At 67.6% G+C, this 24961-nt stretch carries 16 protein-coding genes; 11 read left to right on the top strand and 5 right to left on the bottom strand.

Going from position 1 to position 24961, the window contains the following annotated elements:
- The first annotated feature begins 3 nt into the window (after positions 1–3).
- From ACILR9_RS06450 to ACILR9_RS06435, 4 genes are all read left to right on the top strand, one after another.
- Entirely contained in the window at positions 4–1083 is a 1080-nt protein-coding gene (locus ACILR9_RS06450) for an isocitrate/isopropylmalate dehydrogenase family protein (protein WP_395709082.1), read from the top strand.
- Positions 1084–1212: 129 nt separating this feature from the next.
- Complete coding sequence (locus ACILR9_RS06445; protein ID WP_395709081.1) at positions 1213–2808, top strand: ABC transporter substrate-binding protein; 1596 nt, start codon at positions 1213–1215, stop codon at positions 2806–2808.
- A 210-nt stretch (positions 2809–3018) separates the two neighbouring features.
- Positions 3019–3186: a hypothetical protein gene (locus ACILR9_RS06440; RefSeq protein WP_395709080.1), complete on the top strand. Its 168-nt coding sequence runs from the start codon at positions 3019–3021 to the stop codon at positions 3184–3186.
- Complete coding sequence (locus ACILR9_RS06435; RefSeq protein ID WP_395709079.1) at positions 3186–3428, top strand: hypothetical protein; 243 nt, start codon at positions 3186–3188, stop codon at positions 3426–3428. The genes ACILR9_RS06440 and ACILR9_RS06435 overlap by 1 nt, the downstream gene beginning before the upstream one ends.
- Before the next feature lie 72 nt (positions 3429–3500).
- On the opposite strand, the gene ACILR9_RS06430 is transcribed toward ACILR9_RS06435, so the two are convergent.
- Positions 3501–4469, bottom strand: coding sequence for an ABC transporter substrate-binding protein (locus ACILR9_RS06430; protein ID WP_395709078.1), 969 nt, complete (start codon positions 4467–4469; stop codon positions 3501–3503).
- 106 nt (positions 4470–4575) lie between these two features.
- On the opposite strand from ACILR9_RS06430, the gene ACILR9_RS06425 reads away from it, so the two are divergent.
- Both ACILR9_RS06425 and ACILR9_RS06420 read left to right on the top strand, forming a co-directional pair.
- Entirely contained in the window at positions 4576–6024 is a 1449-nt protein-coding gene (locus ACILR9_RS06425; RefSeq protein ID WP_395709077.1) for a GH1 family beta-glucosidase, read from the top strand.
- A gap of 115 nt (positions 6025–6139) precedes the next feature.
- Positions 6140–6457: a hypothetical protein gene (locus tag ACILR9_RS06420; protein ID WP_395709076.1), complete on the top strand. Its 318-nt coding sequence runs from the start codon at positions 6140–6142 to the stop codon at positions 6455–6457.
- On the opposite strand, the gene ACILR9_RS06415 is transcribed toward ACILR9_RS06420, so the two are convergent.
- Together ACILR9_RS06415 and ACILR9_RS06410 are read right to left on the bottom strand one after the other, a co-directional pair.
- On the bottom strand, positions 6426–8885 hold the full coding sequence (locus ACILR9_RS06415; protein ID WP_395709075.1) for a molybdopterin-dependent oxidoreductase: 2460 nt from the start codon (positions 8883–8885) through the stop codon (positions 6426–6428). The genes ACILR9_RS06420 and ACILR9_RS06415 overlap by 32 nt on opposite strands.
- A 297-nt stretch (positions 8886–9182) precedes the next feature.
- A complete protein-coding gene (locus ACILR9_RS06410) occupies positions 9183–16427 on the bottom strand; it encodes a Calx-beta domain-containing protein (RefSeq protein WP_395709074.1) in 7245 nt (2414 codons plus the stop codon).
- A 348-nt stretch (positions 16428–16775) separates the two neighbouring features.
- On the opposite strand from ACILR9_RS06410, the gene ACILR9_RS06405 reads away from it, so the two are divergent.
- From ACILR9_RS06405 to argC, 5 genes are all read left to right on the top strand, one after another.
- Positions 16776–17111 (top strand): hypothetical protein, encoded by a 336-nt coding sequence (locus tag ACILR9_RS06405; protein ID WP_395709073.1) that lies wholly within the window; start codon positions 16776–16778, stop codon positions 17109–17111.
- Between the two features lie 86 nt (positions 17112–17197).
- Positions 17198–19240 carry an adenylate/guanylate cyclase domain-containing protein gene (locus ACILR9_RS06400; RefSeq protein WP_395709072.1) on the top strand — a complete coding sequence of 681 codons (2043 nt, stop codon included), beginning with the start codon at positions 17198–17200 and terminating at the stop codon, positions 19238–19240.
- Between the two features lie 79 nt (positions 19241–19319).
- On the top strand, positions 19320–19529 hold the full coding sequence (locus ACILR9_RS06395; protein WP_395709071.1) for a hypothetical protein: 210 nt from the start codon (positions 19320–19322) through the stop codon (positions 19527–19529).
- 408 nt (positions 19530–19937) lie between these two features.
- Positions 19938–21122, top strand: a complete 1185-nt coding sequence (locus tag ACILR9_RS06390; protein WP_395709070.1) for an FAD-dependent oxidoreductase — start codon at positions 19938–19940, stop codon at positions 21120–21122.
- A 463-nt stretch (positions 21123–21585) separates the two neighbouring features.
- Complete coding sequence (gene argC, locus ACILR9_RS06385) at positions 21586–22548, top strand: N-acetyl-gamma-glutamyl-phosphate reductase (protein WP_395709069.1); 963 nt, start codon at positions 21586–21588, stop codon at positions 22546–22548.
- Between the two features lie 136 nt (positions 22549–22684).
- Here argC and ACILR9_RS06380 read toward each other — a convergent pair whose 3' ends face one another.
- Positions 22685–23143: a hypothetical protein gene (locus ACILR9_RS06380; protein ID WP_395709068.1), complete on the bottom strand. Its 459-nt coding sequence runs from the start codon at positions 23141–23143 to the stop codon at positions 22685–22687.
- Positions 23144–23153: 10 nt separating this feature from the next.
- Positions 23154–24767, bottom strand: a complete 1614-nt coding sequence (locus ACILR9_RS06375; RefSeq protein WP_395709067.1) for a GMC family oxidoreductase — start codon at positions 24765–24767, stop codon at positions 23154–23156.
- Positions 24768–24961: the final 194 nt, after the last annotated feature.

The raw sequence follows: 24961 nt of genomic DNA, 5'->3' as shown, positions 1-24961 counted from the left end.
TGAATGGACATCGTGGTCATGCCCGGCGACGGCATCGGTCCGGAGATCACCGGCGCGACCCTGAAGGTCCTGCAGGCGGTCAACCGGGCCTTCGGCCTCGACATCCGCTACGAGGTCCACGAGATCGGGCTCGCCACGCTGAAGACGGTCGGTACCACCTTGCCGCCCGCCGTCGTCGAGCGCGCCCGCGCCGTCGACGGCGCCATCCTCGGGCCGATGTCGAGTTTCGACTATCCATCGCGCGCCGAGGGCGGCATCAACCAGTCGGCCGAGTTCCGCATCGGATTCGACCTCTACGCCAACATCCGCCCCTGCCGCTCGCGGCCTGGCCTGTCGCTGTCGCGCACGCCGATGGACCTGATCATCGTGCGGGAGAACACCGAAGGCTTCTATTCCGATCGCAATATGTACGCTGGCACCGGCGAGTTCATGCCGCCGCCGGACATGGCGATGTCGGTCCGCAAGATCACCGCGCATGCCTGCGAGCGCGTGACCCGTACCGCCTTCGAGCTGGCGCGCGGGCGGCGCAAGAAGGTGACGGCGGTGCACAAGGCCAATGTGCTGAAGCTGTCGGACGGGCTGTTCCTGCGCGAGGTGCGCAAGGTAGCGGCCGAGTTCCCTGACATTCAGCTCGACGAGCTGATCGTCGACGCCGCCGCCGCGATCCTGATACGTGACGCCCAGCGCTTCGACGTCATCGTCACCACCAACATGTTCGGCGACATCCTGTCCGACGAAGCCTCCGAGCTGTCGGGAAGCCTCGGTCTCGCCGGCGCTCTGAACGCCGGCTCCGACTACGCCGTCGCCCAGGCCCAGCACGGCTCGGCGCCCGACATTGCCGGCCGTGACCGCGCCAACCCGGTATCGCTTATCCTGTCCTCCGCCATGCTGCTCGACTGGCTGGGCGCCCGTCAGCGCAACAACGCGCTCAACAATGCGGCCGCGGCAATCAACCGGGCCGTCGACCAGGCGCTTGCCGACCCCGCCACGCGCACGCCCGATATCGGCGGTCCGCTCGGCACGGCGCGCTTTGGCGAGGTCGTGTCCCAGGCGGTGATCAGCCAGGCGGCCAGGGCCGCCTGAACCTCCGGGCGCGCGATCCGCAAGATTTGAAGTCGGAGCGGCCTTGCCCGGTCCGCTCCGCAGGCTTCTACTGCCGCTTGGGAGAGGCTCGATATTTGCTTCGGTGACGGGGGAAGGAGGGGGCAAGCCATGCTTCAATTCAGGAAATCGATGACGGCTTTGGCCGTACTGGCCAGCGCCTGTGGTGTGATCGGCGGAACGGCAGGACCAGCCGCCGCGCAAACCACGCTCAAGGCGGTGATGAACTCGGACGTCAAGATTCTCGATCCGATCTGGACCACCGCCTATGTCCAGCGCGCCTTCGGCTACATGGTGTGGGACGTGCTGTTCGCGCTCGACGCGAACTACGAGGTCAAGCCGCAGATGGTCGACACGTGGAGCGTGTCGGACGACAAGCTCACCTGGACCTTCACCTTGCGTGAGGGGCTCGTGTGGTCGGACGGCACGCCGGTGACGGGCGAGGATTGCATAGCCTCGATCAAGCGCTGGGGCGCCCGCGATTCGATGGGCCAGAAGATGATGGCCTCGGTCGCCGGCTTCGAGTCCGTCGATGCGCGGACCTTCAAGATGAAGATGAAGGAGCCCTACGGCTTGGTGCTGCAGTCGCTCGGCAAGCCGTCGGCCAACGTGCCCTTCATGATGCCCAAGAAGACGGCCGATACCGACCCCATGACCCAGATCAAGGTCGAGGACGTGATCGGCTCCGGTCCGTTCGTGTTCGTCGCCAAGGAGTGGAAGCCGGGCGAGAAGGTCGTGTTTCTGAAGAACCCGACCTACAAGCCGCGCGCCGAGCCGCCCTCGGGCCTGGCCGGCGCCAAGCTCGCCAAGGTCGACCGCATCGAATGGGTCTGGATCCCGGACGTGCAGACCCAGGTGAGCGCCCTGCAGAGCGGCGAGATCGACATGCTGGAATCGCCCAGCCTCGACATGCTGCCGCTCCTGGCGAAGGACAAGAACGTCAAGCTGTTCGACTACAACAAGCTCGGCAACCAGTTCGCCTTGCGCTTCAACACGCTGGCCAAGCCGTTCGACAACCCGAAGATCCGTTACGCAGTTTCGGTGGCCTTGGGTCAGGAGGATTTCCTCAAGGCCAGCATCGGCGATCCGAACTGGTACCAGGTGTGCAAGCCGATGTTCGTCTGCGGCACCCCGTTCGCCACCGAAGAGGGCATGAAGGACATCCTGAACCAGAATGCCGCCAAGGCCCGCGAGATCCTGAAGGAGGCCGGCTACGACGGCACGCCGATCGTGCTGATGCAGTCGACCGACCTCGGGATCCTGACCAACATGGCGCCGGTCGCCAAGCAGCAGATGGAGGCGGCGGGCTTCAAGGTCGACATGCAGTCGATGGACTGGCAGACCCTGGTCGGGCGGCGCACCAAGAAGGATCCGCCGGACAAGGGCGGCTGGCACGCCTTCATCACGGGCTGGGCGGCTGCCGACATCCTCAACCCGGTGATGGCCGGGTTCTTCAACGCCTCGTGCGACAAGGCGATGTTCGGCTGGCCGTGCGACGAGACGATCGAGAAGCTGCGCGACCAGTTCTCCAAGGAGACCGACCCGGCCAAGCAGAAACAGATCGTGATCGACCTGCAGAAGTACTGGGTCGAGCATCCGACCCACATCAATCTCGGTCAGTACCGCCAGCCCTTTGCCCTGCGCACCAGCGTCGACGGCGTCATGCTGGCCCCGGTCACGGTGTTCTGGAACATGACGAAGAAGTAACCCTCTTCTGGACCGCGGGCGGGACGCCCGCGGTCCATTAAGATCATGACCCCTTCGTCCGCGAAGCGCGGACCTCCCCCAGCGGCACTGCTAGGGAGTGGACACACCTCGAACCCTCCTCCGTAAGACGGGGAAGGGTTGGGGCACGGGATGCGTCCGCGCTCCCAGCGACGAGATGACGTCCGCGCGCGCCCCGCACAGACTGTGGCGATGATGGACTCCTACCGCGTCACGATCCCCTACACCCGGGATTACCAGGCCGAGCTCGATCCGCTGCGTGCGCGCCTCGTGCTGTTGCGCGCGGGGTTTCGGCCGCCTGCCGTCGGGACGGCTTGGCAGGCGAGCGCGTGGCGCCAATCGCGTTCCTCGATGCCGTGATGTTCCTCGTCGCCCACGGCCTTGTCGAGACGGCCCAGGACGACAAGACGGCGGCCAACGCGAAGCATCGCACCGATTTGCTGAATCGCCATCTCATCGACGATGACCCTGAAGAAACTGCGGACATCGCCCTCGCCAGCCCGGTCACCGGTGGTGGCGTCGTGCTTGCGGCTTCAGAGCGTCGGATTCTGCAGGCCCTGCAAAACGGTGAACGACTGAACGGCGTGTCGGTTCGGGAGTAAGACATCCGAGCCTTCATCGACGACCGCCTCCCCTTGCTGCGCGCGCTGCGGGTCGCGTGATGTCGCTCGCGTCTAGTCGATCACCTCGTCGGCTGTAAGCAGGATCGATTGCGGCACGGCAAGGCCGAGAGACTGCGCCGTGCCGAGATTGAGGGCCAGCTCGAAGCGGCTGGGTTGCTGCACCGGCAGGTCGTGTGGCTTGGCGCCCTTGAGGATGCGACCGGCATAGAGGCCCTTGATGACGTACGATGCCGGGATGCTGGCGCCATAGCTCATCAACCCGCCGGCCTCGACGAAGGCGCGCTGGTTATAGACTGCCGGAACACGGTGGCGTGCGGCGGCACCAACCAGGCGCGCGGCATGGTTCACGTTGGTGAAGACGATCGCAGCCGATAGCGTGGCCTTCAGCTGTGTAAAGGCGGCCTCGAGATCGGCGTCGCTGTCGACGGTGAACTCGCGGACCGGCAGGGGCGTCGTGGCCCGGATGTCCTGGAGCACGCGGTCGGTGACGCTCGGCGCCTGGCCTGTCGAGACAAGAGCGAAGCCCTTCGCCGTCGGCACCACCTGGCCGAGCAGCTGGTACGCCTTGGTCAAGGTCTCGGTGGTGAACTGACTGACGCCCGTGAGGTTGCCGGATGGACGGGCCAGCGTGTCGACCAGGCCATCGGCGATGGCGTTGCTGGCGTGAAAGACGATGGGAATGGTGGAGGTCGCCTTCTTGGCCTGGAGGGCGGTGATCGTGCCTCCTTCGTTGACCAACACGTCGACCGCCAGGGCGACCAGCTCGTCGGCGAGTGCGGGAAGCCGTTCCGGCCGGTTGCGGGCCCAGCGGTAGACCAGGTCGACATTCTGGCCATCGATGAAGCCCTCCTGGCGCAAGCCACGGCGGAACATCGCCAGATTGTGGGCGATCGCACGGTCCTCCGGGTTGCCCTCGCCCAGAATGCCGATGACCGGCGTCGTCCTTTGCCGGGCTGCCGACGAGCTCGCCCGGAACGCCGTCAGCGCGGCAAGTCCGTTCAGCAACAAGCGTCGATTCATTCGAGGCTCACGCGTGCGAGACATTTCGAGAGGTTGACCCGGATGGGCTAATGGCTCGGCCGATGCTACACTAAACATTGATGACCTTTCGAGACGACCGGGTCCGATGCCCCCTCTGACGCGTCGGGCCTGGATGACGGCTGCCGGCGCGACCGCGGCTTACGATACAGCCAATGCGACCCCCCGGCTTGGTGCGCCCGCACTTCCGGCACGCCTGCAATTCCCCGAGGGTTTCCTCTGGGGCACCGCCACGTCGGCCTACCAGGTCGAGGGTGCTGCAGAGGTCGATGGCCGTGGCCTCTCGGTCTGGGAGGCGTTCGCGCGCCAGCCGGGCCGCATCCGCGACGGCTCGACCGGCGCTGGCGGCGTCGACCATTTCCACCGCTACGAGGAGGACGTGGCGCTGATGAAGGCGCTGGGCGTGCGCGCCTATCGCTTCTCCGTTGCCTGGCCGCGCGTCTTTCAGGACGGGGCCGGTGCGGCCAATCCCAAGGGCCTCGATTTCTATGACCGCCTGGTCGACAGCCTGCTCGCCAGCGGCATCGAGCCCTATGCCACGCTCTATCATTGGGATCTGCCTCAGGCCCTGCAGGCGCGCGGCGGCTGGGAATCGCGCGATACCGCCGAGGCGTTCGGCGCCTATGCCGCGCATGTCGTGCGCCGCCTCGGCGATCGCGTGCACCGCTTCTTCCCCCTGAACGAGATCCGCGCCTTCATCCAGGAGGGTTACGGCAACGGCATCTTCGCGCCCGGCCTGACATTGCCGCCTGCCCGCCTCAATCAGGCGCGCCACCACGCCGTCCTGGCGCATGGGCTGGGCGTGCAGGCGGTGCGCGCCAACGGTCGCGCCGGCACCATCGTGGGGCCGGCAGAGAACATCGCCGTCGCGCTGCCGTCGGTCGAGACCGATGACAACGTGCGCGCCGCCGAGATCGCCACCCGCGAGCTCAACGCGCCCTATCTCACGGTGATGATGGAAGGCCGTTACACCGATGCTTGGCTGGCCGCGCAGGGCGCCGATGCGCCGCGCGTTGCGCCGGGCGATCCCGCGATCATCTCGAGCAAGGTCGATTTCGTCGGTCTCAACGTCTACACGCCGAGCGAGTACGTGCTGGCGAGCGAGTCGAGCCCGGGATTCATCACCCTGCCGCTGCCGGCGTCGCATCCGCACATGGCATCGTCGTGGCTGAAGCTCGGCCCCGAGGCGCTCTACTGGGCACCGCGCCACGTCGAGCGGCTGTGGGGTGCCAAGGAAATCTTCATCACCGAGAACGGCACCTCGAGCGCCGACGAGCCGGCCGCGGACGGCACCGTCTACGACCTCGATCGGGTCATGTACCTGCGCAACTGCCTGATCCATCTGCAGCGCGCCACCGCCGAGGGCGTGCCGGTGCGCGGCTACTTCCTGTGGAGCCTGCTGGACAATTTCGAATGGGCCGACGGCTACGCCACCCGCTTCGGCCTGGTCCATGTCGACTATGACACCCTGAAGCGCACGCCCAAGCTCAGCGCTGCCTTCTATCGCGCCGTCATCGCCCGCAACGCGCCGGCGTGACGGGCTGATCGGCCGGCTCTCGGCCACGCGCGGACCTTGCCACCGAGGGCGATGAGATGCCTCGCTCGCGAGGCTCGCTTCGTGAGCGTCTCTCGCCGGCGTCACGCTCGGGCTGGTGGAGGTCGATCCGGCGAAGGACTACTGCGGCGACGGGCTCGTGATGCCCGCCGCCGGCGTCTACGAGATCGACACGATCCTGTTGGACGAGTTGCCGCCCCGGCTCGCCCCGTTGGGCCTGCCGCTGCGCGCCTCGCGATGCCTCGACCTGGCGGGACTTGGTTGCGATCCTGCAGCAGCGCAACAAGGGCATCGTTTGCTTGCGGAGCGCATCGGTGTGGAGGTCTCATGGACGTCCGTGTCGAGGACGCTCGACTGCCTGCTGCCGATCGACCGCACGGATGTCATGGCGCTTGCAGGGTGCGAGCGTCGCTGATCCGTCGAACCTCGCAGAGGTTGGAGCGGTGGTTGGGCGTGCCGCTGATCGGATCGCGCGCCGCGGGATCGATCGTGGCATTGAAGTTGGCGCCATCCGGCGCGAACGGATCGTAGCCCGGCACGCCGAGCGCCTCGCAGCCTTGCCACCAGCCATGCTCGCCGACCACGACGCGTGGATCGAGGTCGCGATTGAAGCGGGCGCGCGCGCGCATCGCTCCCGCCGGGGTGCGCACCTCGATCCAGTCGCCCGCCGCGATGCCGCGAGACGCGGCCGCGGCGGGATGCAGCTCGACTTCCGGATGCAGTGCGCGCCGGCGCAATCCCGCGAGCCCGCGGAACTGGCTCTGGCAGAACAGGGTCGGCTTGGCGCAGGTCAGCACCAGCGGGAAGCTCGCGGCGAGATCGGGCCGGGCGAGCGGGCTGTTGCGCGGCTCGACGAACCCGGGCAGCGGCGCATGGCCGCCCGCGCGCAGGGTTTCGGACCAAAACTCGATACGGCGCGACGGCGTCGGAAAGCCGCGCGGATTGCCGGCCGCGTCCTTGTCGGCGTGCTTGGCATGGCGCGTCGTGAGCGCGACGCGCACGCCGGCCGGCGCGGCGCGCAGCTGTTCCAGCGTCAGCCCGCTCGGCTCGAGCTGCTGGCGGTAGGCGGCATCGATGTCGCCGCCCCAGAACTGGTTGCCGAGGCCGAGCCGCGTCGCCAAGTCGAAGATCACGTCGGTGTCGGGCCGTGCCTCGCCGGGCGGCGGCACCAGGGCGCTGCGGTACTGCGCCAATGACTGCGCCTCGGCGCTGATCTCGAAGCCGATCTTCAGCCCGTCGCGCTCGAAGCTCGAGGCAATCGGCAGCACGATGTCGGCGAGCTCGGCCGTCGGGTTCATGAACAGGTCGGCATGGACATGGAAGTCGAGCGCCGCCAGGGCGGCGCGGCCGCGCACCGGATCGCCCTGGGCCAGCAGCATGTTGTGGCCGAAGCCCACGAGCCCGCGCATCGGATAAGGGATGCCCTCGAGCACCGCGCGATAGAAATCCGGGGTCGATACGCTGTTGGTCTGGGCCACGCCGAGCGGGCGCTCGCTGAGGCCGATCGGCGGCGCCATCGACTTGGCCGACGGCAGCTCCTCGCCGCCGATCGAGCGGCTCGGGATCGCGGGCAGCAGCACGTTGCCGCCGGGCGCATCGAAGCTGCCGGTGAGCGCATAGAGCAGCGCCATGGCGCGGGCCGTCTCGGTCGTGTTGTCGTGGTGCTCGTGGCCGCTCCAGGCATAGTACGACACCGGCCGGGCGTGCCAGATCAACCGCGCCGCCCGCTCGAGATCGGCCGGCGCGATCCAGCACGTCGCTTCGACGGTCTGCGGATCGTAGCGACGGCAGAGCGCGGCGTAGTGATCGAACACCGGTCGGCAGGCGATCGTGCCGCTCGGCGTGGCGACGGCGTATTCGCCCTCCAGCGCGAGCCCACCCGTGTCGCCCCTGCTTGTGTCGCAATCATAACGGCCGGCAGCCGGATCGTAGACGACGGGCTTTCCGGCGGCGGCATCCCACGCCACCCAGGCGCGCGGCGCGCCGCTCGCCCCGAGATCGGCAGCGCTGAGCAGCTGGCCGGTGTCGGTGCGCACCAGCAGCGGCCCGTTGGTCCAGTCGCGCACGAAGGCGCGATCGTACCAGCCGTTGACGATCATCAGGTTGGCGAGGCTGAGCGCCAGCGCGCCGTCGCTGCCTGGGCGCACGCGCAGCCAGACATCGGCCTTGCTGGCAAGGCCGGCGTGGCGCGGGTCGACCACGATCAGCTTCATGCCGCGCTTCAGCGCCTCGACGGTCGCCGTCGCGTGGGTGAGCCGCGAGTAGGACGGGTTGTAGCCCCACAGGATCAGGCAGCCCGAGCGGTCGATGTCGGCCATGGCGCCGCCGGCGCTGCCAGTGCCGACGCTGGCGACGCCGAAGGCGAAGCGGGTGGCGAAGGCGCGGCCCCAGCCGCAGAGATCGAGTGGCCACACCATGTTGGGCGTGCCGAAGGCGTTCATCAGCCGGCGCACCAGCGGCGCCGAATCGCCGATCGCCGTGGTCGAGGGCGAGGACTGGCTGAAGGCGACGGCTTGCGGACCATGCTTGTCGGCGATCTCGCGCATCGCCCGGGCGATGCGGTCGAGCGCCTCGTCCCACGAGATCGGCCGCCAGCCCGGATCGGCCTCGCCCTTGGCTCGCGTCCGCAGGAGCGGCCGGGTCAGCCGGTCCTTGTGATAGACCAGCTCGGGCGCGGCACGGCCCTTGGCGCACAGCGCCTGGCCGGTCGGATGGCCGGGATCGGGATCGAGCCGCGTGAAGCGGCCGTTCTCCAGCGTGGCGATAGTGCCGCAGCGCGCGATGCAAAGCCCGCAATAGCCGTGAACGCGGCGCACGCCGGTCAGGTCCGTGGTCGTCGTCATGATGGCCTCCATCGCCATCCTGTGACGCGAAGCTGCCGCCGGCAAGTCGGCTCGGCTGTGCCGCTCGCTCGGCGATGACGTCGCTGGAGCAGGTGACCTTCTGGATACGCAGCGTATGGCTGCTCCGCCGCCTTTGGTCGGCAACAGGGCGCTGCGTCGATGCCGATTTTCCGGCGAATGCGTTGAGGCCCGTCCTTCGAGACGGTCGCTACGCGGCCTCCTCAGGACAAGGTTTCGGGTGGGCTTTCGAACAAAGTTGGCGCTTCCAGCGGATGAACGCCTCGTTCAGCCTGCCTGTCAGCTGTGATTGGCGATCAGGGTCTCTGCGGTCTTGATGCCGGTGAGGATGGATTGCGGGGTGGCGGCGACGGCATGCAGGAGGTTGGTGGCGGCGATGATGTCGCTGACGCCGGCCCATTGCGTGTTGTGGTCCTGCTGCTCGTGGACGTAGTCGATGCTGACGGCGACCTTGCCCATCAGGGTGCTGATGTCCTTGCCGGCGGCAGTGTCCTGGGCGCCGCTCATGATGTTGACCAGGACGGAGCCGACGAACTGGCCGTTGGCCAGCGCGTTGCGGATCTCGCCGGTCCAGTAGCCGAGGCCGCCGGTATCGGAGGATCGGTTGAACAGGTTGTTGTAGACGCTGTCGAGGAAGGCGCTGATCTGGGCGTCGGTGGCGCCGAACGGGTTGGCGAGGAAGGGGTAGAGGGCCTTGGCCTCGGGGCTGATGCCGAACGAGGAGGCGATGTTGGCGAACAGGGCGGCCGGGCCCTGCACCGGCAGGAGGCGATTGAACTCGCCGACCCAGAAGCCGAAGCCGCCGGCATCGGCGGCGCGGCCGAAGAAGGCGGCGTAGGTGGCGGCGATCTGCTGCTCGGAGGTGAGGGCGAGCAGGTCGAGGGTGGTGGCGGAGGGCGAGGCGACGGTCGGCACGACGAACAGCACGGCGTCGCCGTCGGCCGAGTTGCCGGCGCTGGTGGCGTGATAGGCGAAGGTGACGACGCCGGCGAAGCCGAACAGCGGAGTGTAGGTGAAGCTGCCGTCGGCGGCGAGCTGCAGGCCGCCGACGGAGGGCGCGGTCTTGAGCGAGGCGGTGAGGCCGCTGCCCTCGTCGTTGAACAGGACGCCGTTGGCGGCGCTGACGACGATGGTGCTGCCGCGCAGGACGACATAGGCATCGTCGTGGACAGTGAGCGGGCCGGCATCGTCGTTCTGGATGGTGCCGGTGGCGGTTGCTGTGGCGATGATCAGGCCGGCCGAGGCGTTGGCCAGGGTGACGGCGAAGCTCTCGTTGGGCTCGCTCGTGGTGTCGCCCTGGATGTTGACGGTAACGATCTTCGAGGTCTCGCCGACCCCGAAGGTGACGCTGCCGGTTGGCAACGCGCTGCCGGCGAAGTCGCTGGCGGCGGCCGGGTTGGCGCCGGAACCGGCGACCGACCACGCGACGCTCTGAATGGCGGAGGTGCTGCCGCTGCGGGTCACGGTGAAGGTGAAGGCGGTCGATCCGCTGTTGCCCTCCGCCTTGCTGGCGCTCGTGGCGGCGATCGACACCGAGGTGTCGTCGTCCTGGATGGTGCCGGTGGCGCTGGCGGTGCCGATGGCGAGACCCGCCGAGGCGTTGGCCAGCGTGACGGTGAAGTCCTCGTTGCTCTCGCCCTGGGTGTCGCCCTGGACATTGACCGTGACCGTCTTGACGGTCTCGCCAACGGCGAAGGTGACGTTGCCCGACGGCAGCGTGCCGCCGGCGAAGTCGGCGGCGTTGGCCGGAGTGGCGCCGAAGCCGGCGACCGACCACGAAACGCTCTGTGCCGTCCCGCTGTCGCCGCTGCGTGTCAGGGTGAAAGTGAAGGCGGTCGATCCGCTGTTGCCTTCGGCCTTGCTGGCACTGGCGGCGGCGATCGAGACCGCCGTGTCGTCGTTCTGGATGGTGCCGGCGGCGCTGGTGGTACCGAGGGTGAGGCCGGCCGACGGGCTGGCAAGCGTCACCGTGAAGCCTTCGTTGCCTTCGCCTGTCGTGTCGCCCTGGACGTTGATCGTGATGACCTTCGCGGTCTCGCCGGTGGCGAAGGTGACGCTGCCCGCCGGCAGGATGCCGCCCACGAAGTCGGTGGTGTTGGCCGGACTGGTACCGGAGCCGGCGACCGACCACGCCACGCTCTGCGTGCCGGAGGTGTCGCCGCTGCGTGTCAGGGTGAAGGTGAAGGCGGTCGTGCCGGCATTGCCTTCGGCCTTGGTCGCATCGGTTGCGGCGATCGACACGGACGTGTCGTCGTTCTGGATGGTGCCGCCGGCGCTCGCCGTCGTGATGGTGAGGCCGGCCGACGCATTGGCCAGCGTGACGGCGAAAGCCTCGCTGCTTTCGCCTGTCGTGTCGCCGAGCACGTTGATCGAGATCGTCTTGGTCGTCTCGCCGGCGGCGAAGGTGACGCTGCCGGAAGGCAGGATACTGCCGGTGAAATCGGCGGCATTGGCGGGATCCGCGCTGACGCCGGCGACCGACCACGCCACGCTCTGCGTGGCGGAGGTGTTGCCGCCCCGCGTCACGGTGAAAGTGTAGACAGTCGAGCCGGAATTGCCTTCGGCCTTGCTGGCGCTGGTCGCAGCGATCGACACCGTCGCTTCGTCGTTCTGGATGGTGCCGCCGGCACTTGCCGTGCCGAGAACGACGCTGCCCGTCGCGTGCGAGAGCGTCACGGTGAAGTTCTCATCGGCCTCGACTGTCGTGTCGCCCTGCACATTGACCGTGATCGTCTTGGCGGTCTCGCCCGCGGCAAAGCTCAGCGTGCCGCCGGGCATGGGACCGCCGCCCGCGAAATCGGTGGCGCTGACCGAGTTGGTGTCGCTGCCCGTGACGGCCCAATCCATCGCGACGGCCGAGCCCAGCGCCTTGCTCAAAGTGACAGTGAAGGTGAAGGCGGTCGTCCCACTGTTGCCCTCGGCCTTCGTGGCCGACGTCGCAGCGATCGTGGCCGTTGCCGGGTCGGGCACCACGACCTGCAGGCCGAGCGCAACGCCGAGCGCGCCCGAGAAGTCGGCGAAGTTGCCCTTGTCGTCGAAGTAGACGCCGCCGTTCTGGTTGAACTGACTGATCGCCAGATTGCCGACCGACTGATCCGAACCGGCGACCGTGTAGTCGAACACGAGCTTGCCGGCAGCGGCATCGGATGCGGCGGCGTCAAAGACCGCCTTGCCGCCGTCGCTCAACGTAAAGGTGGAGAAGCTGCCACCATTCGCTTGGAACGCCTGCAGTCCGCCGCTCATGGTGAGGGTGATCGTCACCGTCTCGCCGAGGTTGAGCACGCCCGTCCTCGACGCTGCCGTCGAGGCGACGGTGAGCGGCGAGCCGATGGTCAGTCCGGTCGGTGCGTTCGCCGCCCCGCCGAGATCGACATCGCTGCCACCGGCATCTCGGATCGTCGCGCCGTTGAGCGCGACCTTGGTCACCAGCAGGTTGGTCGCTGCCTGGTCGCCGGCCGCAACCTTGTAGTCGAATATCAGCAGGCCCTTGGTCGGGTCCGACGCGGCAGCGTCGTAGGTCGCGGTTGCGCCGTTGCCCAGCGTCAGGGTGGGCGATCCCTTGGAGAGGTCGACGACCACGCCCTGGCTGAGCGCGATCATCACTTCCACTGTCTGGCCGGCGCCGACGGCCGTCATCTCGACCTCGGGCAGGACGGCGGCGACGAAGGCCGGGCCGATCTGAACGCCCATATTCTGGTCGAGAGCCAAGGCGAAATCGGCATTGTTGCCGTCGACGTCCTTGATCGTCGAGCCGTTCGGCAGGTCGATGCTGGCGATGGTCAGGCTGGGCGTCGCTTCGCCCGGCGCGATCACGTAGTCGAACACCAGCTGGCCGGCCGCCAGGTTGGACTTCGCGGCATCGAAGGTGGCGATCGCTCCGACATTCAGCGTCAGGGAGGGCAGGCCGCCTGCCGATACCAGGCTGGCACCATGGTGGAGCGTGATGGTGAGCTCCAGTGCCTGACCTGCCGTCACCTGCCCGGTGTGCGAGCTCGTCACCGCGGTCACGATCAACGGGGAATTGATGGTGAGCCCGGTTGCCTTTCCGATCAGGTTCGAGAAATCGGCATCGGCGCCGGACGAGTCCTTGATCGTCCCGTTGAAGGCGGTGACGGAAAGAAGGCTCGTCTGCTCGGCTGCGGCAACCGTGTAGTTGAACACCAGCCGGCCTTGGCTGGGCGACGACAGCGCCGCGTCATAGGTGAAGGTGCCGCCGGTGTTGAGGCTGAAGGTGGGCGACCCGCTGACCGTGACTGCCTGGCCCATCTCGACCAGCATCATCACCGTCAGCCCGGTGCCGGCATTGCCGACGGGAACCGAGAGGGCGGCCGAGACGGGCTGCGCCGCCGTCGCGGCCGCGGACAGGCCGTCGGGAACCGCGAGGCTCGCGCCGCTGATCTTGTTGGTGGACGCATCGAGGAAGTTCTGCCGCTGCGCCAGCGCCGCGGCGATGGCCTGCTTGGTGTTGACAAAGCCTGCGCCCGCGTCCGAGGCCGCGCCGAACTGCAGCGCCGTCGCTTCGAGGATCCTGGCGACCACCTTGGGCTGCGTCTTGAGTAGCGGATTGGCATCCATCATCAGGGCGACGACGCCAGCCACGGACGCCGCGGCCTCCAACGTGTTCAACATCGGGTTAGAAGCGAACGCGAGGGGAAAGGTCGTTTGACCGCCATCGACGCCCGTGACGTCGGGCTTGCCGTTCGTGCCGACGGACGAGTAGGAGCGGGTCTCCGCAGGCAGATAGTGGCCGCCACGCGCCGTTTCGGTCGGGGTCGCCAGCAGATTCATCGCGGCAACCGTAATCACGTCCGGATGGGCCCCGATGCCTTGTATCGAAGAGGCCGGTCGGGAGTTGCCGGCCCCCGTCAGCACGGTGATTCCCGCCCGCACGGCAGCGCTGATCGTCGGATCGAGACGGCTGAGGAAGTAGCTGAAGGGGGAGTAGACGATCCCGCTGGCGACGATGATGTCGACTTTGGAGTCGCGCAATGCGTTGATACCCGCCCGGAGGTCGTCCGAATCTGCTATGCCGTAGAAGTACAGCTCTGCGTCGGGAGCCATCGAATGCAGCACGGCAGCCAGCGCACGGCCGTCGTCGCCAGGGCCGGCGGTATCATGCTGCGGGTGGACCGTGGGAATTGTGCCGTTTAGCCAGTCCCTGCTGGCGCCTGCCCTGTCGCTCGCGAAGCTCGTCCCGATGATGCCGATCTTGAGGCCGCTTCCCGTCAGGTCGTGAGCCGCCCGCACTTGGGGGCCCTGCATCGTCGCGTCGACGTTGTTGCCGTCCTTCAGCGTCAGGACGGTATTGGCCCCGTCTTTGCTGACGTCGAAATAGACGCCGGCGGCGTCGGTCTCGCCGTCGATCGAGCCGACCGCGATCTGCGTGAGATCCCCGAGCTCCAGCGTGAGCTGGACGATGCCGTCGGCGAGCGTAAAGTTGCCGAGCGTTGCGGATGTGACGGTGATGTTCTCCGAAAGTGATCCCTCGAGGATGATCTTGTCGCCGGTCTTGATGTTACCCAGCTTGAACTCCAGCGCCCTCGAGTTGGCGGTCCGCGCGAAGCCGAACTCGCCCGGCCGGTCGAGCACCAGTGTGCTCGACCCCGTCCCGAGATTGACGGTGCCGTAGAACTCGTTGACGAGCAAAAGCGTTGCATTCGCGCCGACGTCGATGCGTCCGCCGTCGAGCGAGCCCGTGCCGACATTGTGGACATGGGTGATGGTCAGCGAGCCGCCATCCGCCACCTTCACGATGCTGTCCGTCTCCATGCGCAGGTCGGCGATATGAGCCTTGGCTTCGATCTCCAGGGTGGTGCGGAAGTTCTTGAGCGTCAGCCCCATGATCAAAGGGTTGTCCAATTCGGACGACGACCCCGTCACCGTGGCGTCGGTGAAGTTGCCGTCGAATGTGATGGTCGAGAAGCCATCAATGACATTGATGACCTGGCTGCCGGTGTTGATGACTGTCGGCTTGCCGAGGATGCTGACGGCCGTGTTGCCTTTCAGATCGATGGAATTGCTCCCCGTCCGGTCGGCCAGCTCAATCTTGATCTCCAGCTTGCCGTCGAGAAGGCCGGCGTCGTGCACAATGTGGTTGACCCCTTGGCCCTGGACGATGTCGATCTTGGTCTCGCCGGTACCGATCTTGATCGCATTGGAACCGGTCCCGGTGGTCGAGTCGATCTTGATGGTCGTCGCGCCGGTGCCCGTGGTGATCTCGTTGTTGCCGCTGCCGGTCGAGGTGATCTCGATGTCGAGTTTGCCCCTGTTCATCGCGGTGATCTTGTTGGTCGCATTGCCCTGGAGAATGTCGATCTCGGCGTCGCCCGAGCCGGTCGTGATCTCGTTGAGGCCGGTCGCATTGGTCGAGTCGACCTCGATGGTCGTGTCGCCGAAGGAGGCCGCGATCTTGTTGTTTCCGGCGCCTGTCGTGGCGATGCTGACGTCCAGCTCGCCATCGCCGGCCTCTATCGTATTGTTGCCGGCGGTCGAGACGATGGTGATCAGGGCGTGGCCGTTGCCCGTCATGATCTTGTTGTCGCCGGCGCCGTCGATCAGGACGATATCGGTACCAGCTCCAGTCTGGATGACATGCCTGCCGTTGCCGGCCCTGATCGTGCTGGTGTCGCCAGCCCTCGACTGGGTGTCGAAGGTCGACCTGTCATCCCAGTCGAGCGTGATGTCGTTGTTGTCCTTGTCCTTGCCGACGACCTGATTGTAGTTGGCCGGGTTGGGCAGGGTGACCGTGTCGCTTCCGCCCTTGGCGACATAGACGTCGTTGCCGGCGGCAATCGACGCCTTCTGCTCGTCGGTCAGGTTGTTGAAGTCGACGGTGTCGCCGGCGCTGGTGAACAGCGGCACCACGCCGTTGCGCACCTCGTACAGGAAGATGCCCGCGCCCGCGTTGCCGAGGCTCTCGAGGTTCGCCATCGCGGCCGTGCCGGACTCGGCGATTTCCTTGAAGTTCTTGCCGTTGCCCGACGAGTAACCGGCGCGGGCCATGCTGCCGCCCGTGCCGCCCGTGCCGCCCGAGGCGTCGCCGGTCAGCCAGTCGATCGACTCGTAGATGAAGAAGATGTCGAAATCGCCCGGCGTGTCCTTGCCCACCAGGCGGAGCTGGAAGTCGTTGGTCTTGTCGTTGTGCTGGTTGAAGTAGCCGACATTGTCCCACGTGGCGGTGAAGGTCTTGTTGGCGACGTCGAGGTCCCACCAGATCTGGTTGGTGCCCGGATGCGGATCCTTGGTGTTGCGGATGTCGACGTCGGCCCAGAACGGCGCGATGATCGGCACGCTGGTGTTGCCGCTGATGGTCGTCGGGCTGAAGGAGGTGATGCCCGAGCCGAAGGAAATGCTGCCGTTGTAGTTGAGGTACAGGCCCGTATAGGTCGTGCCGAAGAAGTTCAGCCCGGTGAGGCCGAAGAGGGATGTCAGGTCGATGGGGATCGACGGCGAGTCGTCGTTGAGCGGCATCGAGTTTTCGCCGAAGCCGGCGCTGCCGCCGAGACCGTTGACGAGACTTGCCATCGCTGCCCCCTTGAGCGCCGGGGCAAGCGCCTCATGCACGTCGCGATTTCGCTGCCAGGCGCCCCAGTCGGACGCCTTGCCCACCGCGCGTCTGGACGCACGACGGTATGCAACTACCAAATTCTCACACCCCAAGCGAATTAAAGACACCTTGCCAGAATGCGTCAACGCACGGATGGGTGAGTCCGCGCCATGTAGCTGCCACAATCCAGGACTGCGAGGGTCTGCAGCTACTAAAGCAGCGCAACGGGCCGTTGGAGCAGATACATGCATGCAGTTTCCGGGCACTGCGCCATGCGGTGGCGCCGTCGTCCCAAGCGTAAGGTGAAGAGGCGCGAAGAGGGCGGTGTGCTGCCTGTCTTGACGTTGGCGGCAGTGGTCCTCGGGCTCCCGGCCTGCGTCACGTCAAAGGGTACGCTCGAGGGCTCGCGGGTCGAGACGGTGCGCGTCGACGGCCGCCTCTACGAGGTGCGCATCGCGCCGGCCGAGTCGGCGGGCGACTATCAGCTGCTGCTGGTGCGCGGCACCGTCGTCGTCGATCCCGACCCCAAGCGCGAGAGCGAGCGCAACTGGAACGTCGTCCAGCCCTTCCTGGAGCGCACCTGCAAGGGCCCGTTCGTGGTGCTCGACCATCAGCTTGCCGACAAGGTCAACCTGTTCGTCCGCTTCCGCTGCGGCACGTGACGCTCAGACCTAATGTTCTTCCGGACCTCGAGCGTCCCGCTCGCTCATATCGCCATGAGCGAGCGGGAAGCGTCGGCATCCTGCTGATGACCGCGCTGGTCGTGGTGCCACTCTCCTCGGCATTGCTGTGGCTCGGCTGGCGCTCGGTCGATCTGCTCGAGCAGCGCAGCGTCGAGCATCGCATGGCGACCCTGGAAGCGGCGGTATCCAACTTCCTGTCCGGTGGCCTGCGCTCCATCGTCTCGGTCGGCATGACGCTGGCGGCGCAGCCAAGCTTCGCCGCATCGGCCGGAGAGGCGGCAGACAACGAGAGGCGGCGCCAGCTGGTCGACCTGCTCGACCGCCATCCCGCCGTCGAGGCGGCCTTCGTCGGCTACGACGACGGCCGCTTCCTCTATGCCGGCCGGCTGTCGCTGTTGTCGATCGCTCAGCGTGAAGAATTCGGTGCGCCCGACGGCGAGGCCATCATCGTGCGCAGCGTCGAGGCCGGGCCGGGAACGCGGCCGGAGACCTGGTGGTTCGTCCTGCCCGGCGGCGGCACCACGCCGCCGCGCGTGCATCCGACCAGCTTCGATCCACGCCAGCGCCCCTGGTACATCGATGCGACCAACCGCAAGGCGCCGACCCTTACCGAGCCTTACCGATTCGCCTGGGCCGACGAGGTTGGCATCTCGGCCGGCATCCCGCTGCGTGGCGGTGTGCTGGGCTTCGACTTCTCGCTCGACACCCTCGACGAGCTGATCACCCAGTACAAGATCACGCCCAATGCCATCGTCATGGCCTCGCCGGGCAGCCCGGGGGCCCTCATCGGGTCGGAGCCGTGCAGGCCGGCCGATCCCGACTGCTTCAGGCAGGATGCGCTGGCCCGCCAGGCGTTGGGCCGGCTCCTGGTCGAGGCTTCCGGCACGGGCGGCAGGGCCGATCGCAATGTCACGCTGGATGGCCGCGACTATCGGCTGCTGGTGCGGTCGATGCCGGCGCTGCTCGGCCGCACCTTCATGATCGGCGTCGCCGTGCCGGACGAGGAGCTCTCGGCCGCATCCAAGGTGCTGCTGCAGCGCGCCGCCGCCATCGCTGCCGGTGCGCTGGCGATCGCCGCCCTTGCGGTGCTCGGCGTGTCGCTCCTGATGTCGCGCGCCGTCAGGCGGATCGCCCAGCGCACCGAGCGCATCCGCAATCTCGATTTCTCCGATCCCGTGCCGGTGTCGAGCAGCATCACCGAGTTGCGCCAGCTCTCCGACTCGGTCGAGAACATGCGCCGCGGCCTGCAGATTTTTGGCCGCTACGTCTCCAAGGACCTGGTGGCGCAGATCCTGCGCTCGCCCGAGGATTCCGGCATCGGCGGCGAGCAGCGAGAGCTCACCGTGATGTTCACCGACGTCGAGGGCTTCTCCTTCATCAGCGAGAGCATCGACCCCAAGCTGCTGACCAGCCGCCTGTCGCGCTACTTCGAGGTGCTGGGCACGGCGATCACCAACCACCGCGGCATGATCGACAAGTATATCGGCGACGGAATCATGGCGTTCTGGAATGCCCCGGCGCCCGATCCCGACCATGTCGTCAACGCGGTGCGCGCTGCGCTCGAGGCGGCCGAGGCCAGCCGCCGGCTCGAATCGAAATGGCGCGACCGCGGCCGGCCGGGCTTTCGCACCCGCTTCGGCCTGCATACCGGCCCGGCCGTGGTCGGCAATGTCGGCGCCCGCGAGCGCATCAACTACACGCTGGTCGGCGCCGTCGCCAACCAGGCCTCGCGCCTGGAGGGCCTGAACAAGATCTACGGCACCGAGGTGCTGGCAAGCGGCGAGGTCCATGACCGCGCCAGGAGCCGCTTCGTGTGGCGCCATGTCGATCGCGTGGTGGCGGTCGGCACGTCGGGCGTGCTCGAGCTCTGGCAGCCGCTCGGTCCGGCGCCCGACGAGGGCCACGACGCCTTCCTCGAGGCGTGGGAGAAGGGCAAGGATTCCTATCGCGGCCGCCGCTTCGCCTATGCGGCCCGCCACTTCGAGCGCGCGCTGGCGCTCAAGCCGGGCGACGGTCCATGCAAGGTGTTCATCGAGCGCTGCCGCGGCTTCGCCGAGCACGGCGCGCCGGCGGACTGGGACGGAGTCTGGCATCCCGACCGGAAATAGAGCGCCGCGTTCCGGCTGGACGGTCCGGAACCGTTCCTCCGAGACGCCGTTGTCGAGGTCGGCACGCAAGGAGGACTTCATGAAACGGTTGTTGATCTGCTTGGCGTTGGCCGCTGGCACGTCGGCGTGCGCCGTTGAATCACGAACTGTCCAGAGCCCGGTTCCCGCAGCCGCGACCACGACCACCACCTACAACACGCCGTCCGGCGCGACGACCACGGTCACGCGCCCGGCCCCGGTCTACACCGCGCCGGCCCAGGCCTCGACGACCACCGTCACCGTACGCTGACACCAGTCCGAGTGGGGACTGCAGCGACAAGCGGATCAGCGAGACCTGTTGTCCCGGTCGGCATTTGCAACCTGCAAAAGCACCGTCATTCCGATCGGAACCAGGCGTAGCCGCGTAATCATTGGCTCGCCGGATGATCACTATCGATCGACAAGCCGCAGGGGAAGACGGCGCGACGGTATCCTTTCGCCAGTGCCGGATGGATAGCGGGCATTTCGGGCACGGACTTGGGCCAGGCGCCTCTCGCCAAGCGACGCTCGATCAGGGGAACCAGTTGCTGGCTCACGAGCCGAGCCTGCAAAGGCGAGCCGCCCGACAATCCGCCTTCGGGTTGATTGCCAAGAGAAGCCGGCGGCCGCCCGTCCGGCATTCGCGACGACCGTATCAGGAATGGGCGAGAAGGCGCGCTTGAGCCGGCGCGGGCTGCTGCAGGCCTCTTCCGTCCTTGGCGGCGGCATGCTGGCAGCAGCCTGTTCGCAGGTGCCCGGCCGATCGTCCTTCGAGGCCGCGCCGTCGCTCGTGCCCATCCGCGCGCGAACCGACCGGATCATCGACATCGCCGTCTGCCTCAGGCCGTTCCGGCCGGCCGGGCCGCGCGTCGATACCGAGCGGCTCGGCGACATGCTGATCGTGCACAACTACGGACACGGCGGCAGCGGCTGGTCGCTGTCCTGGGGCTCCAGCGCCCGGGCGGTGCGGCTGGCGATGCAGGGCAGTCCCACCGAGGTCGCGGTGATCGGTTGCGGCGCACTCGGCCTTACCTCGGCGACCCTCGCCCAGCGCGCCGGCGCGCGCGTGACGATCTATGCCCGCGACCAGTTGCCGTTGACCACATCAGCCAGGGCCACCGGCGAATGGACTCCCGACTCGCGGGTCGCGCTGGCCGACAAGGCGGATGCGGGTTTTGGAACGGTGTGGGAGGATATGGCGCGCACCGCCTTCAAGACGCACCGCGATTACCTGGGACTGCCGGGCACGCCGGTGGAATGGGTCGACCAGTACAGCGTAACCCCACCCGCACCTCCGGCCGGAGCGGACAGCGGCGCGAGCAGCCCTTCCGTTGCCCGGCCAGCCCTGGACTTCGTCTCCTATCGACGGCGCATAGCCGACATCACGCCGATCTGGCGCCGCGTGCCGGCCGAGGCTTCGCCGTTCACGGCGGCCTCCGTCGCCCGCAGCGAGATCATGATCTTCAACATTCCCGACTATGGCCGCACGCTGCTCAACGATTTCTTCATCGCCGGCGGCCAGTTCCGGCGCGCCGAGTTCACCTCGCCGTCGCAGATCGCCGCCTTGGGCAAAAAGGTCGTCATCAACTGCACGGGCTACGGCGCTCGGGCGCTATGGCGGGACGAGACGCTCGTCCCGGTGCGCGGACAGATCGCCCGCCTGATCCCGCAACCCGACGTGCGCTACGGCTTGGTCTACCGGCATATCCTGACCGTGCCGCGACGCGACGGGATCGTCGTCCAGTCCTTCGCCGGCGGCGAGATGGAGGGTTACGACGTCACCGACGAGACGCCCGACCGCGCCGAGGCGGAGCGCGCGGTCGGGACCTTGGCGGAGCTTTTCCCTTCGGCGCGCTCCTCGTGAGCGACATCACGGTTGTTAGATAAGGCGCCTGTCCCGGCGCCATCGAGCCGCAGACGCGGCAAAAGGCGCGGAAGCTGCCGGGCGACGATTCGAAACGATGGATCAGATCCTCGCCCGTGAACCATCGGAGCTTCGCCTTGCCGACGTGAGCGTAGGTAGGAAAGCTCGCGCCGGTCAGCTTCCGGCTGCGTATGGCAGGACACGACGCTTGCCCGGCAATTCGGGTCAGCCGCTTCCCGGGCTTGACACAGGCCCCCGCCGGTGAAATATCCGCGTCCACCATGAAGCCGTTCGCTCCCTTCCGGTCGCGACGCCGCCGCTTTTACAAGCGGCGTGAAGACGCGCGCGCGTAACAGCGCGCCGTCATTGTGAAGCCGCTGGAGAGGATCGAGCGGCTTTCCCATCATCCTTCTTCTCCAGTCGGCCGGTTCCAGAAGGCCTCCAACTTGCGCGAGAGAAGACCATGACCAGCAACAAGACCAGGATCTTCATCGATGGCCAGCACGGCACCACCGGGCTGAAGATCCACGAGCGGCTGAAGGATCGGCCGGACATCGAGCTGCTCGAGCTGCCGATGGCCGACCGCAAGGATCTCGCCAAGCGCGTCGAGATCACCAAGGCGGCCGACATCGCCGTGCTCTGCCTGCCCGACGCCGCGGTCAAGGAGCTGATGGCGGCGCTGGGTGACGCCGATACCTGCGTGATCGACGCCAGCACGGCACACCGCATCGCCGACGGCTGGACGTTCGGCTTCCCCGAGCTCGACAAGGCGCAGCGCAAGAAGCTGCGCGAGTCCAAGCGGATCAGCAATCCCGGCTGCTACTCGACGGGCGGCATCGCCCTGATGCGGCCGCTGGTCGACGCCGGCATCGTGCGCGCCGACGCGACGCCCGCCGTGTTCGGCGTCTCCGGCTACACCGGCGGCGGCAAGGAGCTGATCGCCGTTCACGAGGACCCGGACGTCGAGCCGTTCGGCCTGTACGGTGTCGAGCTGGCGCACAAGCACGTGCCGGAGATGAAGAAGTACTCGCATCTCGAGCACGCACCGCTGTTCGTGCCGTCGGTCGGGCACTACGCTCAGGGCATGCTGGTCATGGTGCCGATCACGCGCGACATCGTGGCGAAGAAGGTGACGGCGGCCGACGTGCACAAGGTGCTGGCCGATCACTATGCGGGCGAGAAATTCGTCACCGTGCGGCCGCTCGCCGACCGCAAGTGGCTGGAGCGCGACCGCTTCCTGCGCGCCGACCGGCTGATCGACACCAACTCGATGGAGCTCGCCGTCTACGGCAACGACGCCGAGGAGAACATTTTGGTGGTGGCCTCGCTCGACAATCTGGGCAAGGGCGCCTCGGGCGCGGCGGTCCAGGTGATCAACCTCAAGACCGGCGTCGACGAGACGACGGGCCTCGCGGTGGCGGCGTAGTCGGACTCCTCCCTGGCGTCTTCGCCGGGGAGGTGCCCCGTCTTACGGGGCGGAGGGGTCGAGAGCCCCACTGAGACTCCTGACCCCTCCGTCGGCGATTACGCCGACACCTCCCCAACTTCGTTGGGGAGGTGTTTCAGACCTGCCGCCACAGCGGTTGGCGCTTGCGGGTCGTCTCCAGCACCAGCTCGTCGAACGGCGGCAAGGGGAAGCCGTGCGGCTGCAAGGGCCCGCCGCGCCAGCCGATGCGTTGGTGGACGCGCCCGTTGCCGTAGTAGGCGAGATAGACCATGGCCCGCACCGCCTCGAAGGTCATGGGCTCGGCCTTTTCGAAGCGGCTGATCGCGGCGTCCTGGGCGGCACCGTCGAGGGCGGAGAAGGCGGCCGTGCCGAGCGCGTCCGCGATATGCAGCAGCGCGCGCCGGTACGGCGCGTGCCGGCCGGCCATCGCCTCGACCTCGGCGAGCAACGCCATCGTTCCGGCGCCGGGCAGGTCGTCGATCGGTGGCACCAGCCGGTCCATCAGGGCGCTGAGCGCGCTGCGCTCAGTCTGGGTGAGCGCCCTCGTGTCGGACGGCGATCCTGTATCCGTCATCGTTTGCTCCCTAGGCCGCGCCGCGCAGGTCGGCGTGCGCGAGACGAATGTGGTCGGCGATGCGCAGCGCGATCGCCTGCAGGGTCGGCGTCGGGTTGAGCGCGCCACCCGTGACGAAGATGCTGGCGTCGACGATGTAGAGATTGTCGACGTCGTGGGCGCGGCCGTTGCGGTCGACCACCGAGCCGGCCGGATCGTCGCCCATGCGGGCGGTGCCCATGAGATGCCAGCCGGCGGCGCGCAGCAGCGGCGTCGCCTGGACCGTGTGCGCGCCGGCCTCGCGCAGCACCGTCCCGGCGGTCTCGACGGCGTGCGCCATCTGCCGCGCCGAGTTCTCCGACAGCTTGTAGAAGATCCTGGGCGCCGGGATGCCGTGCGAATCGGTCAGCACCGGGTCGAGCTCGACCCGGTTGTGCGCCTCGGGAAGGTCCTCGCCGTGCGCGGCGATCATCGTCGACTTGCCGAAGCGGCGGGCGAACTCGGCGTGATGGCCGGCACCCCAGCGCACCGGCGGCAGGTTGAGGCCCATCGCCGTGACCGCCGGCCCGCTGCCGCGCGCCATCTGGAAGGTGTAGCCGCGCACGAAGCCGCGCGCCCGATCGGTCTCGTAGAATTCCTGGCTCAGCAGGATGTTGGCGAGCGCGCCCTGCCATGTCGGCGCCAGCCCGTCGTCGAAGAAGCCGGTGATCATGGCGCAGGGGTGGAACATCAGGTTGCGGCCGACCAGCCCGCTCGAGTTGGCGAGCCCGTCGGGATGCCGCACGCCCTTCGACAGCAGCATCAGCCGCGCCGTGCCGATGCCGTTGGCCGCCAGGATCACCAGCCGCGCCGGCTGGAACTGCCTGGTGCCGTCGGCCGCGAAATAATGCGCACCGGTGGCGCGGCCGTCGGGGCCGGTAGCGATCTCGCAGACGCGCGCGCCGGTGCGCAGCTCGACGCCGTTGGCGATCGCCGCCGGCCAGTAGGTGATGTCGGTCGAGCCCTTGGCGCGCTGGGTGCAGCCCAGCCCGTTGGGGCCGCAATGATTGCAGGCGCCGCGGCCGCGATAGGGGATCGAGTTGATGTAGGAGTCGGACGGCCACCAGTGCCAGCCCAGCCGGTCGAAGGCGCGCGCCAGGCGCTCGCCGTCCGGGCCGAGCGACAGCGGCGGCATCGGCCGCTTGGTGCGCGGCGGATTGGCCGGATCGCCGGCGATGCCCGAGCAGCCCATCCAGGCATCGTTGAGATCGTAGTAGGGCTCGAGGTCGGCGTAGGAGATCGGCCAGTCGTCGGCCACGCCGTCGAGGCTCTTCACCCGGAAGTCGGAAGGATGGAAGCGCGGCGCATGCGCCGTCCAATGGATGGTGCTGCCGCCGACCGCGTTGAACATCAGCGGCGTGATGTCGGACTCGGCGTCGTTGACCGGATAATCCTCGGGCAGCGCGCGCACATTGGGGTTGAAGCTGAAGCTGGTGGCGCCGCGGAATTCCCAGTCGGGGAAGGTGGTCGAGTATTCGTCCGGTTTCTGCCAGCCGCCCTGCTCGAGGCAGACAATGCGGAAGCCCGCCTCCGACAGCCGCCACGCCACCGCCGCGCCGGACGCGCCGGCGCCCACGATCAGGATATCGACGGGCGTATTGGCCATGGTGCTAGTCCCCCCGAGAGGCTTGCTGTCTAGCAATCGGCCAGCGACGGGGGAAGGTGCACGCGCGCGACGACTTGAGGGACCGGTGCTCCGAGTCAAGGGTCATCGACAGGCGCCGCAAGGCATGCCACTCGCATCTGGACGCTTACTCATCCCTCCCCCAAGGACCGCGTGGAGCTTACAAAGAGCAGGAA

Origin of the sequence: Reyranella sp. (assembly GCF_044224635.1) — a bacterium.
In the GTDB taxonomy this organism is placed as follows: Bacteria; Pseudomonadota; Alphaproteobacteria; order Reyranellales; family Reyranellaceae; genus Reyranella.
Note: the sequence above shows the minus strand (reverse complement) of the source record. Positions and strands in the feature narration are given on the sequence as shown.